The 13,544-nt window shown below is 51.4% G+C and carries 13 protein-coding genes and 1 pseudogene; 8 read left to right on the plus strand and 6 right to left on the minus strand.

Annotated elements, in window-relative coordinates; all coding sequences use genetic code 11:
- Nucleotides 1–3: 3 nt before the first annotated feature.
- A complete protein-coding gene (locus SIB66_RS04365; protein ID WP_413410265.1) occupies nucleotides 4–1,149 on the minus strand; it encodes an efflux RND transporter periplasmic adaptor subunit in 1,146 nt (381 codons plus the stop codon).
- A 147-nt stretch (nucleotides 1,150–1,296) separates the two neighbouring features.
- On the opposite strand from SIB66_RS04365, the gene SIB66_RS04370 reads away from it, so the two are divergent.
- The 3 genes from SIB66_RS04370 to SIB66_RS04380 are packed head-to-tail and all read left to right on the plus strand — an operon-like array spanning nucleotide 1,297 to nucleotide 4,582.
- Entirely contained in the window at nucleotides 1,297–1,929 is a 633-nt protein-coding gene (locus tag SIB66_RS04370; protein WP_063421396.1) for a hypothetical protein, read from the plus strand.
- The gene (locus SIB66_RS04375; protein WP_063405642.1) at nucleotides 1,929–3,845 is read left to right on the plus strand and encodes a fumarate reductase/succinate dehydrogenase flavoprotein subunit; all 1,917 of its coding nucleotides are present in this window, start codon (nucleotides 1,929–1,931) and stop codon (nucleotides 3,843–3,845) included. Before SIB66_RS04370 ends, SIB66_RS04375 begins: the two co-directional genes overlap by 1 nt.
- The gene (locus SIB66_RS04380) at nucleotides 3,842–4,582 is read left to right on the plus strand and encodes a succinate dehydrogenase/fumarate reductase iron-sulfur subunit (protein WP_063405643.1); all 741 of its coding nucleotides are present in this window, start codon (nucleotides 3,842–3,844) and stop codon (nucleotides 4,580–4,582) included. The genes SIB66_RS04375 and SIB66_RS04380 overlap by 4 nt, the downstream gene beginning before the upstream one ends.
- Nucleotides 4,583–4,744: 162 nt before the next feature.
- On the opposite strand, the gene SIB66_RS04385 is transcribed toward SIB66_RS04380, so the two are convergent.
- From SIB66_RS04385 to SIB66_RS04395, 3 genes are all read right to left on the minus strand, one after another.
- Complete coding sequence (locus SIB66_RS04385) at nucleotides 4,745–5,623, minus strand: class I SAM-dependent methyltransferase (protein ID WP_063405644.1); 879 nt, start codon at nucleotides 5,621–5,623, stop codon at nucleotides 4,745–4,747.
- Between the two features lie 181 nt (nucleotides 5,624–5,804).
- Complete coding sequence (locus SIB66_RS04390) at nucleotides 5,805–6,257, minus strand: hypothetical protein (RefSeq protein WP_063421398.1); 453 nt, start codon at nucleotides 6,255–6,257, stop codon at nucleotides 5,805–5,807.
- Between the two features lie 35 nt (nucleotides 6,258–6,292).
- Nucleotides 6,293–7,246 carry an isopenicillin N synthase family dioxygenase gene (locus SIB66_RS04395; RefSeq protein ID WP_063405646.1) on the minus strand — a complete coding sequence of 318 codons (954 nt, stop codon included), beginning with the start codon at nucleotides 7,244–7,246 and terminating at the stop codon, nucleotides 6,293–6,295.
- 174 nt (nucleotides 7,247–7,420) lie between these two features.
- Between SIB66_RS04395 and mutT the strand changes: the two genes are divergently transcribed.
- Nucleotides 7,421–8,533, plus strand: a complete 1,113-nt coding sequence (gene mutT, locus SIB66_RS04400; RefSeq protein ID WP_063405692.1) for an 8-oxo-dGTP diphosphatase MutT — start codon at nucleotides 7,421–7,423, stop codon at nucleotides 8,531–8,533.
- Between the two features lie 24 nt (nucleotides 8,534–8,557).
- Nucleotides 8,558–9,598 carry a carbohydrate kinase family protein gene (locus SIB66_RS04405; RefSeq protein ID WP_063405647.1) on the plus strand — a complete coding sequence of 347 codons (1,041 nt, stop codon included), beginning with the start codon at nucleotides 8,558–8,560 and terminating at the stop codon, nucleotides 9,596–9,598.
- Here SIB66_RS04405 and tsaE read toward each other — a convergent pair.
- The gene (gene tsaE, locus SIB66_RS04410; RefSeq protein ID WP_063405693.1) at nucleotides 9,547–10,020 is read right to left on the minus strand and encodes a tRNA (adenosine(37)-N6)-threonylcarbamoyltransferase complex ATPase subunit type 1 TsaE; all 474 of its coding nucleotides are present in this window, start codon (nucleotides 10,018–10,020) and stop codon (nucleotides 9,547–9,549) included. The genes SIB66_RS04405 and tsaE overlap by 52 nt on opposite strands.
- A 70-nt stretch (nucleotides 10,021–10,090) precedes the next feature.
- Between tsaE and ahcY the strand changes: the two genes are divergently transcribed.
- The 3 genes and pseudogenes from ahcY to SIB66_RS04425 form a co-directional block, all read left to right on the plus strand.
- The gene (ahcY, locus tag SIB66_RS04415; protein WP_063405648.1) at nucleotides 10,091–11,521 is read left to right on the plus strand and encodes an adenosylhomocysteinase; all 1,431 of its coding nucleotides are present in this window, start codon (nucleotides 10,091–10,093) and stop codon (nucleotides 11,519–11,521) included.
- 81 nt (nucleotides 11,522–11,602) lie between these two features.
- Nucleotides 11,603–13,144: a glucosyltransferase domain-containing protein gene (locus SIB66_RS04420; RefSeq protein ID WP_236070073.1), complete on the plus strand. Its 1,542-nt coding sequence runs from the start codon at nucleotides 11,603–11,605 to the stop codon at nucleotides 13,142–13,144.
- A 53-nt stretch (nucleotides 13,145–13,197) separates the two neighbouring features.
- A pseudogene (locus SIB66_RS04425) lies at nucleotides 13,198–13,405 on the plus strand (adenosylhomocysteinase); the annotation flags it as partial.
- Here SIB66_RS04425 and SIB66_RS04430 read toward each other — a convergent pair.
- Complete coding sequence (locus SIB66_RS04430; RefSeq protein ID WP_236073632.1) at nucleotides 13,393–13,536, minus strand: hypothetical protein; 144 nt, start codon at nucleotides 13,534–13,536, stop codon at nucleotides 13,393–13,395. The pseudogene SIB66_RS04425 and the gene SIB66_RS04430 overlap by 13 nt on opposite strands.
- Nucleotides 13,537–13,544 lie beyond the last annotated feature (8 nt).

A 13,544-nucleotide genomic window follows, 5' to 3' on the forward strand; every position in this document is an offset into this window, starting at 1 on the left:
TATTCAGTTGCTTCCTTCCTTGGTGGCTTGTGCTGGCGCAATCTTCACGGCCATGCCGTTACGCAGTAGTGCTGTATTGCTTGAAACAACTTGTTCGCCTTTTTGCAGGCCTGATTTCAATGGGTAGAGGTTGTTTTGTAGTTGGCCCAGGGTGACAGCTCTTTGCAACACAATCGGTGTGTTAGCAGGTAATGATTCGAGCTTCTTTTTGGTTGCTTCGGGTAATGAGCTTGATGCTTTGATTTTTGGGAGTGCTTTGCTTAGTGGTACAACAACGTAGACAAATGGTTGTTGGGCCTCCATAAATACCGCTTGAACAGGAACAGCAAGGCTTGTAAATTGGCCCGTTATTATCTGACTTTTGACAAATTGTCCAGTTTTTAACTTACCCGTGAGGTTGGGAAAGGCTGCTTTGACCATGAGTGTGTTTGGAGACTTATTTGTTCCATTCAGCTCGTAATAGGGCGAGATAAAGACAACGGAGCCCTGCCCTGTTAATGGTGGTGTGGTTTGGGATGCAACCATCACTGTTTGCCCTAGTTGCACCTGGTTGGCTTGTGTTGCTGGGATTTGCATCATTGTCCACAGCGTCGAATCGTCAACGATGCCTGTAATGGTTTGCCCTTTCTTCACGTAGTCGCCAAGTTTCACCTTGTCCAGATCGCCGATTAGGCCATTGATTGGCGCGCGTACGAATTTGTAGCCGAGGGTGGCGGCATCGGCTTTTGCCTGATCTCGCGACTGGATTGCCTGAACTGCATATTTGTCGCGAGTCTTGGCTGATGTTGCACCCTGCTGGTAGAGGAATTCATAACGCTCAGCATTGAGTTGGTCTTTCTTAGCTTCGGATTTGGCGGAGTCGAGGGCAGCACTTTGTTGCTCGTTGTCCAGCACTAGGATGGTTTGACCAGCTTTAACGCGTTGCCCATCCTTGGCGAGGATTTTGATCACTGTGCCGTCGGTCTGTGGTTTTAAGGCCACGTTTTTGGTCGACTCCAGCATGCTGACGGCACTGATCATTGGCGCAAAATTGGTTGAGGTGATTCGGGTTGCCTCAACCGTCATGAATTTGTGAGCAGCCTTATGGCTGCAGCTCGTCACCATCAAGACGGCCCCTAGCAGGGCAAAGGTGGTGGAGCTAGATGCCATCAGAACGTGCTTTTCCGCGGACGATAACCTCCCTCGCATCTGCTTGCTCTGGCGAAGGTTGACCCGTGATGAACGATAGGTATAGGTACTCCTATTCTCTGACCCAAGAGTTTCTTTAGGGTTGTTTGACCTTTGTACGCCGCATGTATGGGGGCGGATTCGCTCAGGGTCTGGAGCGCTGCTACAGGGTTGCTGTTGGTGCTTTTCCTGCTTCTCCATCTGGGTGGAGTTGCGATGGCGCCTTTTGCACCGGCGAGCTTTGAGACTTATGCAGCGGCTTTGCATCAGTCTGCTTGGTTGCCGTTTGCAGAATTTGCCTTTTTAGCTGCAGCTTTGATGCACTTGGGCCTGAGCCTGGCCAAGCTGATTGTTAATCGACAAACGGGTAATCGTGCTTGTCTTGTTAGCCGCCGAGGTGATCTCCTTGCTGTCTTAGCAGCACGTAGTCAGGCGATTGGTGGTTTGATCTTGCTTGGCTTTCTGGTGGTGCATCTATTGCAGCTGCGCTGGCCCAGGCCACCCGCCGGCGAGGAGCTGCTAGCGCTGGGTGTTTTGTTGTCTCAGCCTGCAAACGTGGGTCTCTATCTATTGGCCGCTGTGGCTGTCAGCTTGCATGTGTTCCACGGTGGTGAGGCCGCTCATCGCAGCTTGGGATTGCTTGATCCAGCTAATGGTTTTCGCATTCGGCGCGTCTTCCGCATGCTGGCGTTGCTTGTGGGCGGCGGTTTCAGCGTGGTGGCGTTGCTGGTCTCTGCCTCAGCGTTGCAGATGGGTCAGTGATGAATGGTTTGCCTGATCCTCGTCTCCCATCAGGCATGATCGCTGATGCATGGAACCGCACGCAAGGATCGCTGCCATCAATCAGCCCATTGCTCAAACGGGAACTTCAGTTGTTGGTGGTCGGCACGGGGTTGGCTGGGGCTTCGGCGGCGGCAACCTTGGCCGAGCAGGGTTATCAAGTTCGTGTGATCAGCTTTCACGACAGTCCTCGACGAGCACACTCAGTGGCCGCCCAGGGAGGGATCAATGCCGCTCGCCCTCTGCTTGTGGATGGTGACAGCGTCAGCTGCCTCTTTGCCGATACCCTTCGCGGCGGTGACTTCCGTGCGCGTGAGGCAGGCTGCCAGCGTTTGGCTGAGATCAGTAGCGCGATCATCGACCAGTGCGTTGCTCAGGGGGTTCCCTTTGCGCGTGAGTACGACGGAACACTTTCGACTAGAAGGATGGGAGGGGCTTCGGTCAGTCGCACCTTTTATGCTCGTGGTCAGACTGGCCAGCAATTGCTCTGCGGCGCTTATCAGGCGTTGATGCGTCAGGTGGCTCTTGGTCAGGTGGAGTTGCTTTGTCGTCGCGACGTTTTGGAGCTCATCAAGGTGGATGGTGTGGCCCGAGGGGTGGTCTGCCGTGACCTGCTCAGTGGTGAATTGGAGGTGCATACTGCTCAGGCTGTGTTGCTAGCGACTGGTGGCTATAGCAACGTCTACTTTCTTTCGACAAATGCACTTAAATCCAATGCAAGTGCCATTTGGCGGGCTCATCGTCAGGGGGCTTTATTCGCGAACCCTTGCTTCACCCAGATTCACCCAACCTGTATTCCAAGTGGTGATCCTTATCAGAGCAAAAGAACGTTGATGAGCGAGAGCTTGCGCAATGACGGCCGTGTATGGCTGCCATCAGATTCTGGAGATCAGCGTTCAGCTGTTGAGATTCCTGAGGCCCAGCGCGATTACTTCCTTGAGCGTCAGTATCCGGCCTACGGCAACATGGTCCCCAGAGATGTAGCTTCACGCCGTGCCAGGGAGCTCTGTAAGGCGGGGCATGGTGTGGGCCCTGGTGGCCAAGCCTTTTATCTCGACCTGAGTGATGCGATCTCGAGTCAGGGGCGAGAGGTGATTGTGGAGCGATACGGCAACCTTTTGGAGATGTATGAGCGAATTACAGGTGAGGATCCGTTGCTGACACCAATGTGCATCTCTCCAGCCCCCCATTACACGATGGGTGGTCTTTGGGTTGATTACTACCTGATGAGTTCGATCCCGGGATTGTTTGTGCTTGGTGAGGCCAACTTCTCTGAGCATGGTGCGAATCGTCTCGGCGCTAGTGCTTTGATGCAAGGCTTGGCTGATGGCTACTTCATTGCGCCGGTGACCGTCACTGCTTGGTTAGCAGGCCATACCACCCCGCATGTCGCTGGTGATCATTTGGCTTGCCGCGAAGCCTTGGCGCGGGCCAGTGGGCGGATTGAGCTTTTGTTCAAGGGTGCGGGTCAACGGTCGGTTGATGCTTTTCATCGTGAGCTTGGAGCTGTGATGATTGATCGCTGCGGTATCAGCCGTGATGCCGAAGGGCTGCGTGCTGGGTTGGCAGATGTGGCATTGCTGGAGCAGCGTTTTCATGCTGAGGTAAGCATCCCTGGAGAGGTTCAGGGACTGAACCCTGAACTCGAGAAGGGGTTGAGGGTTGCTGATTTCTTTGGGATGGCCAAGTTGATGTTGCGCGATGCCTTGGCGAGAGAGGAGTCTTGTGGAGCTCACTTCCGTGAAGAGCATCAGACAGAAGAAGGCGAAGCTCGGCGTGATGATGAGAACTTTGCCCACATTGCTGCTTGGCAAGATCGTGGGCGGGGCGAGCCGATTCGCCATGCTGAGCCGCTCAACTTCACGAGCTTGAAGCCCAGTGAACGTCGTTATCGATGAGCCGTAAACTTTCGCTCACGCTGCGTATTTGGCGTCAGGCGTCAAGCAACAGTTCCGGTGCTTTTCATGTCTACCGGCTTGAGCAGATTTCTGCCGACATGTCGCTATTGGAGGCTCTTGATCGTCTTAATGAACAGCTTATTGCTCAAGCCAAGCGCCCGGTGTCTTTCGATCACGACTGTCGCGAGGGTATTTGTGGCAGCTGTGGCTTTCTTGTGAATGGTCAGGCCCATGGGCCTCAGACCGGCACCACTTTGTGTCAGCTCTATCTGCGCCAGTTTGCTGATGGCGACACATTGACGCTGGAGCCATGGCGAGCACGAGCTTTTCCTCTCATTCAAGATCTAGTGGTGGATCGTGCGGCTTTTGATCGGTTGATTGCAGTTGGTGGCTATTGCTCGGTGAATACGGGCCAGGCTCCGGATGGCAATGACTTGTTGATAGGGAAGGATCAAGCTGCCTCTGCCTTTGAGACGGCTACTTGCATCGGTTGTGGTGCATGTGTGGCTAGTTGTCGTAATGCCTCAGCAAGTTTGTTTGTGGCGGCCAAGTTGGCCCATTTAGGTCATTTGCCTCAGGGGCAACCTGAGCGCAAGCGCCGGGCGCAGAGGTTGCAAGAGCGTATGCGCGAGGAGGGTTTTGGTAGTTGCAGCAGCAATTTGGAGTGTGAGGCGGTGTGCCCGAAGCAAATTTCAGCTGATTGGATCAGCTGGATGCATCGCGAGGCAAGGGGCTGAATAAAGTCAGTAAATGACTAGTAGCGAGTTCATTAGATCTCCATAATTCGGATGAATGAGCACTCCCCGATGAGTTACACTGGCTCATTATTCGTCCCAATTTAGCTTACTAGTTCACCGGCAAGGACAGATCGCGCCTCGATTGCAAAAACTGAGAATTAACTAATACTGATGATAGGTTGATGAATTGCTAGTTACAATCCACGATTGCTCAGAATAACTTCTTTCGTGCCCGCAGATCATTCGGTCATAATAATCCCAAGATTCGGTCACTGATGAAACCCTATTATGTATATCTTGTCGAATAATTTGCTGAATTGTAAATCCTCGTAACTGAAGGTAATTTTTGATTTCTTCTTCTGTTGACGTTCCACAATCATTGCGATCTGTCTCGATTACAAGCTCAAGGGCGCTAATATTTTTATTACCCTTGGTAAGATTAATGACTTTATTTATCATATTAATCTCGTCCCCATCTACATCAATCAGGGCCAATACATTCCCCGCTAGATCCTTGGTAGCACCATCAATATTTTCGAAAATCGAAGTATTTCCTTTTAAGCCATTGATGTCGCATAGCGTTGCAGCTAGAGCTCTTGATTCAGGCTCAATATCAACTCCTATGCAATCAATTTTAGGGAACCTGTATGCAAGGCCAGCAACGTAATAGCCTTCGGCACAGCCTACATCGATAAAATAGTTCAGGGTCTTGCCTCTTCTAATTAAAAGTTCGGACACTTCGGACTCATATGTTCCAATTAATTTAGGCATTAAGACAGAGTTTCTTGAAGTGGGAAGGTACTTCATGCCTCGAAAAACTCCTCCTATGATCTCACCTCTAGACTCTAGATATACTTTCTTTTCTATTACTGTCCTTCTTAGCGCTAGAAGTATTTTCAATACAGTGCCTGGATCGTCACCTTTTATGGCATCTTTATACGCCACCTCTGCTGCTATGATTGACATGTTGAGGTACTCTGAGACTGTCAACTCCTTCCCCTCTTCGTCAAGAATATGTAATGTTTTGAGGATGTTGCTCATCTTAGTTGGCCAGGAAGTTTTTGAATACTTCTAAGGGCATTTGTGTCTGATGTATATCCGCTAGTTAGGATAGACATGGCGATCCTAAATGTCAGCAATGCTTTTGCTAAATAAAACACAGAATAATATCTAAGTTCTGACAACTGAAATCTGATCAAATAAGAATTAATTTGTGATTGTTTCATGTTTTGTGTGCTTGTATTAGTCCTAGCGCAACAGGAAGAATCTCTTCGGCTGTTCTCATGCTGTGCATAGCATTTTTATATTGGCTTTTCATGTCGTTGATGTTCCTGTATGGTATGTCGAGCATTTCAATCTCCTCCCCGCTTGCCAATATTGTCATTTCTTCCATTTTTTGAATATGTTCTTTCATGAATGGTTGGATGTAATGCCTTTCTATTCGCTTGCCCATTATAGGGTTTATTTCTTCTCTTATCATTCTTTCTAATAATTTGTTGGCGACGACTTCTGGCTTGTGAATTGCGTGCCCTCTATTGAGTAATTTTACTTTCATTGCATTGATCGTTTCTGCTTGTTTATTTTTCCGCCAATTGGCGAGTTGAATTGTGGCAAGTATGTTTGTCCTTAACTTAGACACTGACTGCTCAGTTCGATTGCATGTATCGAGATGCACGTTGACATCTGGTGGTCATCTACTGATTTCAGCCATTAAGCCATCAGTTTAATTTCGTAAAGCACTTCTTCTAGAGCATCGGCGGCCATTACGCCTGGGAAACGTTGTGGATGGCTTTCATTGATGCAGCTGTTGAGCGGTGTGAGCAGGGTGGAGGGTTTGGGGTGACAGAACTGCACAACGCTTAGGCGCTCACGATTCCATTCGCCCGGCGCTAAGACGCGGTGCCAGCCGGTTGGGATAAGGCCATTGCTGATCCGTTCAAGCATCAAGCCACTGTTGACAATCACTTGCCCTTCAGGCGCGATGGCATCAACCCAAGAGCCATCGATGTAGACCTGCAGGCCTGGGGCCGTGGCTCGCGGCATGGCGGTAATCAGGTTGATGTCGCCATGGGCTGCGGCCCACATGTGCCCTGCAGCAGGGGCTTCGTTCATGGGTGGGTAGCGGATCGCTCTGGTGAGGGTTGGTGCGTCTTGGATCAGATCAGTGAAAAAATCATGATGGCAACCAAGGCCAGTAGAGATGATTCGCAGCATGCGACGCTGCAACTCGGCGATGGTTTGGTGGAAGGTTTGCAGCACTCCAGTGATGCCTGGCACGGCTACTTCTGGTAGGAGTTGTTCTGGATAGAGCGTGGGGAAACGGAGGCGTAACGGATGCTTATCTGGTAGTGGGAGTGACCAGTTGAGCATTTCCTTCCAGTCGGGCAGCTTTTCGCCTGCCGCTGTTTCAACAAGTGTGTCTGTATAGCCAGTCTGGCCAAAAGCTTCGGGCACGTTGAATTGTCGCTTTGCTGTCTTTTCAAGAGCAAAGAAACGGCTCAACATCCCGTAGGCCTCATCGAGAAGCGCCGAAGGCAGATCACTGGTGGTCACCACAAACCCTGTGTCGAGGCTGCGCATCAGCCCGTCAACGACAGCTGCTTGTTGACGTTTCGTGCCCTGTTCAAAAGCCAGCAGGTCAACATCAAGAATCGTTTGGTTCAAGCAATGGCCTGGTTGAACGAATGCTGCAATGGTGCCTTAAAAACTTGTTGCAGCCCAGTTAGGTCTTGAGAGGTTGGTGGTTAGTTGTTGATTCATTTTGGCGACTTTATGGCTCAGGGGTTAGAAGGCTCGAGTCAACAGTGCCGAGAGTTGCTCGATAAACGTTGGCCCAAGATGCGTCAGCAGCTTTTGGATTGGTGGCAAGTCCATGGTCGCAAGGACATCGCCATCAAGCCGTGGATGTTCACATCAGATGGGCGTTGGCCCGAACCAAACGAAGATCTCTCGCCCTACGGCATTTGGATTGCTGAGGTGATGCTCCAGCAAACTCAGTTGAGGGTGATGCGTCCTTACTGGGAGCAGTGGATGTTGGTGTTGTCAACGGTGCAGCATTTGGCTGCTGCTGAAGAGCGCCAAGTGTTGTTGCTGTGGCAAGGCCTGGGCTATTACTCTCGTGCCCGTAGGTTGCACCAGGCGGCGCGTCAATTGGCCGCTTCCCCTCTGCCCTCTTCTCTTGAGGCTTGGCTGGCTGTCCCGGGTATTGGCCGCACCACGGCAGGGAGCATCCTTTCCAGTGCATTGAATAGTCCAGTACCAATCCTTGATGGCAATGTGCGTCGTGTGCTGGCCAGACTTCATGCTTGCCGGGAGCCCCCGCACAGAGCTCAGGCAAGCTTTTGGCAGTGGAGTGAAGCCCTTCTGGATCCTTTGCGGCCAAGAGATTTCAATCAGGCCGTTATGGATTTGGGGGGTTTGGTGTGTACGCCTAGGACCCCCAGTTGTCAGTTATGCCCTTGGCAAAGCAGTTGTGCTGCCTACGCTGCTGGAGAGTCAAGCCACTTCCCAGTGAAGGATGCGAGCAAGCCCATTCCCTTCCAGGTGATTGGTGTGGGGGTCGTACTGAACGAAGCGGGTGAGGTCTTAATTGATCAGCGGCTGAATGAGGGTTTACTCGGTGGTTTGTGGGAATTCCCTGGTGGTAAGCAAGAGCCAGGTGAAGCCATCGAAGCCACCATTGCTCGCGAGCTCAGGGAGGAATTGGCGATTGAAGTGCAGGTGGGTGAGCAGCTGATTGCTCTTGACCATGCCTACAGCCATAAGAAGCTTCGCTTTGTTGTTCATCTCTGCCGCTGGATTTCAGGAGAACCCACGCCTTTGGCGAGTCAGCAGGTGTGCTGGGTGAAGCCTGAAGATCTTTATGACTATCCCTTCCCGGCAGCCAATGCGCGCATGATTGCCGCGTTTATTGATCATCTTCGCGCAGACATGCTTAGCCAGCGTTCCTAGCTTCATCTCAGTAGCTGCTAACTGATGACGGGGACCAATCCTGTTCACAGCCATGAGCCTGAGGTGATTTGCTTGGGCGAGGCGCTGGTGGATCGTCTTGGACCGCTGGGGGGAGATCCAGCTGTGGATCAGCCTGTGGAGGATTGCCTAGGGGGAGCCCCTGCCAACGTGGCTTGTGGGTTAGCTCGGCTTGGCCGCAAGGTGGCTTTTGTAGGACGTCTGGGAGACGATGCCATCGGGGCCAGGTTTCGCGAATTGTTTGACACTCGAGGCGTGAACCTTGCTGGTCTGCAGATCGATCAGCGCCGACCCAGTCGCATTGTTTTGGTGCGTCGTGATCTTGATGGGGAGAGGGTGTTCCAGGGTTTTGCAGGCGATCGCGGAGACGGTTTTGCTGATCAGTCTCTGTCTTTAGATGCGTTGGCGGCCAGTTGGCCTTTGCTGGTAGGTAAGGCGAGCTGGTTGTTGATCGGCTCCATTCCTTTGGCCACACCAGCTTCAGCCCAATCCTTGCTTTGGTGCGTTGAGCAGGCACAAACAGTAGGGCTTGAGATAGCCCTGGATGTCAACTGGCGTCCAACTTTCTGGGATCCTGGCCGTGCTCCTGATAGTGGCCCTGATGAGAAGGCCTTGCAGGCGATTGCGCCGCTTCTTGAGCGTGCTTCTCTGCTCAAACTGGCTAGGGAAGAGGCCGTTTGGTTCTTTGACACTGACGACCCTGCAGTGATTGCGCGATCCCTTCCGCAGCAGCCGGATGTGGTTGTGACCGATGGGGCGCGTCCGGTGCGCTGGTGGATAGGGGGTTGTGTTGGTGAGCTTGCAGCGCTTTCTCCCCCTTCAGTTCTCGACACCACCGGTGCTGGGGATGCTTTCACTGCAGGATTGCTGCATCAATTTTTGATGGATGCCTCATCTCAAGGAGATCTGATCAAGGCTCGGGAGATGGTTCGTTTTGCTGCAGCCTGTGGCGCGCTTGTTTGTGGAGGGGCTGGTGGTATCGATCCGCAGCCGTCTCAGATGCATGTGGAAGAGTTTTTGGGGTCGTTCGCAGGTGAGGTGAACTGAGCCAGACGACCTCCTTGAGCTCGATGCTGCAATTGCAATCTCCAGGCTTCAGGCAAGTTCAGGCTTAATCGATCAGGCCATTCCACGGCCATGAGGGCACCTAGTGCTTGGGCTTCTTCTTCCTCTTGCAGAAATAGCTCATTGGCAGTGCTGGGTTGCTCCAAGCGGTAGAGATCTAGATGGATCAGAGGAGGATTCCCGTCCGGGTAGTGCTGAGCAAGAGCGTATGTAGGTGATGTGATCGGCTCACGGATGCCGAGAGCGGTTGCGATGCCTTGCACCACAGAGGTTTTGCCAGCTCCCAGGGGCCCCTCTAGCAACAGCACTGATAAAGCAGGTAGCCGCTGGACAAGTGCTATTCCTAGGCATCGAGTGGCATCAAGATTTTCAAGAATCCATGAGTCATCTGTAGATTGCCCCATAAGCGATCTCGAAGTCTCGGCGACTTCGCTGAGATTTCCGTCCACGATTCCCCCAAGGGAGCTTTGAACCATGGTGGCAGTGCCCACATCAACGGCCTCGTTGCAGGCCCCCCCTCAATACGTAGTAGCAGACATCGACCTAGCGGATTTTGGCCGTAAGGAATTAAGCATTGCTGAAACTGAGATGCCAGGTTTGATGGCCCTCAGGGTCAAGCACGGCAGCGAAAAACCTCTCAAGGGGGCTCGCATTGCTGGCAGTCTGCACATGACCATTCAGACCGGTGTGTTGATTGAGACGCTGGTGGCCCTCGGTGCTGATGTGCGCTGGGCTTCATGCAACATTTTTTCTACTCAAGATCACGCCGCTGCTGCTATTGCCGCTAGCGGCGTGCCTGTGTTTGCAACCAAGGGCGAGACTCTTGATGAGTATTGGGCCTATACCCATCGCATTCTCGAGTGGGGTGACGGTGGCACTCCCAACATGATCTTGGATGACGGTGGCGATGCAACTGGCTTGGTGATGCTTGGCAGCAAGGCCGAGAGCGATCGTTCTGTATTGGATAACCCTGGCAACGAGGAAGAGACGGCATTGTTTGCCTCGATTCGTACCAAGTTGGCCCAGGACTCCAATTTTTATTCCCGTATTAAGAGCAATATTCAGGGGGTAACAGAAGAGACAACAACGGGTGTCGCGCGTCTGTATCAGATGCAAAAGAGCGGTGAATTGCCTTTCCCGGCGATCAATGTCAATGACTCGGTGACTAAGAGCAAGTTCGACAATCTCTATGGTTGTCGTGAATCCTTGGTGGATGGCATCAAGCGGGCCACTGATGTGATGGTTGCTGGCAAGGTTGCTTTGGTGATGGGCTATGGCGATGTGGGTAAGGGTTCAGCTCAATCGCTACGGGGCCTTGGTGCCACTGTGATGATTGCTGAAATTGACCCCATCTGTGCTCTTCAGGCCGCGATGGAGGGTTATCGGGTGGTGCGCCTAGATGAGGTGGTTCAGGATGTCGATATCTTTGTGACCTCCACAGGCAACTTTCAGGTGATTCGCCATGAACATCTGATCCGTATGAAGGATGAGGCGATTGTTTGCAACATCGGTCACTTTGATAATGAGATTGATGTTGCATCTTTGAAGGATTATCCCTGGGAGAATATCAAGCCTCAGGTTGATCACATCACTCTTCCCAGCGGAAATAAGATCATTCTTCTGGCTGAAGGGCGTTTGGTGAACCTTGGCTGTGCGACCGGTCACCCGAGCTTTGTGATGAGCAATTCCTTTACCAATCAGGTGTTAGCTCAAATTGAGTTGTTTTCGAAAGGTGATCAGTATGCCGATCAGGTGTATGTGCTGCCCAAGCACCTCGATGAGATGGTGGCTCGCCTTCACTTGGAGAAGATCGGCGCGAAGCTTACTGAGCTCACCAAGCAGCAGGCCGATTACATCAGTGTGCCTGTTGAAGGCCCCTATAAGCCCGACCATTATCGCTATTGATCCACTCACTTCAGAAGTTTTGCCAGGTCCTTTCGAGACCTGGCTTTTTTTATATTTAGGTTGAAGGAATTGGGTACATACATGATTCGGCAGTGGTGCTCTTATCTGGTGCAGGATTTACAACTCCAGCGTCAGTGGAAGTCTGTTTTTGCAGTAGGATTTTTCACTCTTTTCCCATTGCTTCTTGCAGTCGATCTCTACATCGATGACATTGAGAGGGCAATGTATGGAAACCTTGATTGGGTCAGGGTTGGCCGCCCTTTGGCTGATGTACTGGTTGGATGGCTCAATTTTGGTCGCCCGGCTACGGGGGTTTCACCTCTGTACACCCTGGCAGCTATTGCAATTTTGTCTTTAGTCGGTGTGGCCTGTGCAAGGGCTTATGGCATCCGATCGCCTTTTTGGTCAGCTATTGCCAGCCTGCCTCTGATGGCACAGCCTTATGCGCTTCAGGCCATGTCCTACGGCTTCGATGCACTCTTCATGGCATTAGCTTTGGCTTCTGCCATTACGGCTGCAATTCTTGTACATCGGAGCAAAAGCTGGCGAATAATTGCAGTTGCCCTAGCGCTGTTGTTGGTCTCTTTCAACCTCTATCAACCAGCAGCCAATGGCTTCTTGGTGTTGACGGGCTGTTTCTGTGTGGCCTCATCTATCGGAGTTCTTGATCGACATTGGCAGGTTCTTTCTCTGCAATGGCGTCTGTTAATCAGTGCGGTGATTTATGCAGGAGGTTATGGTCTCTATCGCTTGGTGGTAGCACTGTTCTTCGAACAAAGATTAAATGGATACGCTGCCGGTGCAGCTGAGCTCAAACAGTTCAATAGTGCCCTGGTATTGAAGCTCTTCATATCAGCCTGTGAGCCGTTCCAGATGCTGGCCAAAGATTTCAGCTCTTTGCCTGTTTTGCTGCCATTTGTGCTGTTCTTCGTCAGCTATGCGGCCTTGCTCATTCAGTGGAGATCCTTGCCTGTGGCTGTAAGTACATTGGCGGGATTATTTATTGTTTTGGTGTTGGCTCCCGGCGGTATGTTGCTGCTGCGAGAGTCATTTGTGAGGCACCCTCGGGTGATGCTTTATTTCGGTCCATTTGTCACAAGTCTAATTCTTCAGTTGCTGTCGCTTTCAGAGCGTTTGAAACGTCCAGTTTGGAGATTTGCAGTGCTGCCCGTAATTTGGTTGATAGTGGTTATGTCTTATGCCTATGGCCATTCGTTTGCCGCTCAGGCACGTTTTGAGCAGGGCCGCATTTCACGTATTGTGGGGGCTGCATCTTTCCTCCAAGCCAAGTCTTCGGATCAGACTTTGCGTTTTCTGATGGTGAAAGGCACCATGCCTCGTTCGCCTATTTTGCAAAATACTGTGCGTAAATTTCCGCTTATTGATCGACTGATTCCTCCTTTTTTAGATGGCAATAAGACCTTCTCATTTAGTCAGCTTCAGTTGCATGGCCTGCACTTAAAAAAACGCAATTCAGATGAAGCGGAGAATTACTTTTCACCCTCTTGTCAGTTTTTGAGTGATTCAATTTGTACTAGTGAGTTTTCTTTGCATAAAGTTGCTCCCGATACGTTGTACCTAGAGCTAGCGCCTGATCCGGCCCCCAAAAGACCAAGCACTTAATTGAGTTGTGAAACACTTATTTCGCCTTTACAATTCTCCATGTAATTGTCGGAACTTATCACCCGAGTTTTGTGATGAGTAACTCCTTCACCAATCAAGGTTCTTGCTCAGATCGAGCTGACCAAGAACCTTGATGAGATGGTGGCATGCCTCCACCTTGGTCGCATCGGTGCTCAGCTCAACGAGCTGACCCAGCAGCAGGCTGACTTCATCAATGTGCCAGTGGAAGTTCCCTTCAAGCCCGATCACTACCGTTGTTGATCGCTACCCGGGCGCGCTTCCTCTGGTTCGTTTATTGAGACAGGTCGCTGAGGTGAACTGGCCTTTTTGATGAGCTGAACGGCATGATCGGCAGCTCTTGCCCTTTTCAAGCGCTTGAAGGGTCTATTCATGGAAGACT

Origin of the sequence: Prochlorococcus sp. MIT 1318 (genome assembly GCF_047304505.1) — a bacterium.
Lineage (GTDB): Bacteria > Cyanobacteriota > Cyanobacteriia > PCC-6307 > Cyanobiaceae > Prochlorococcus > Prochlorococcus marinus_D.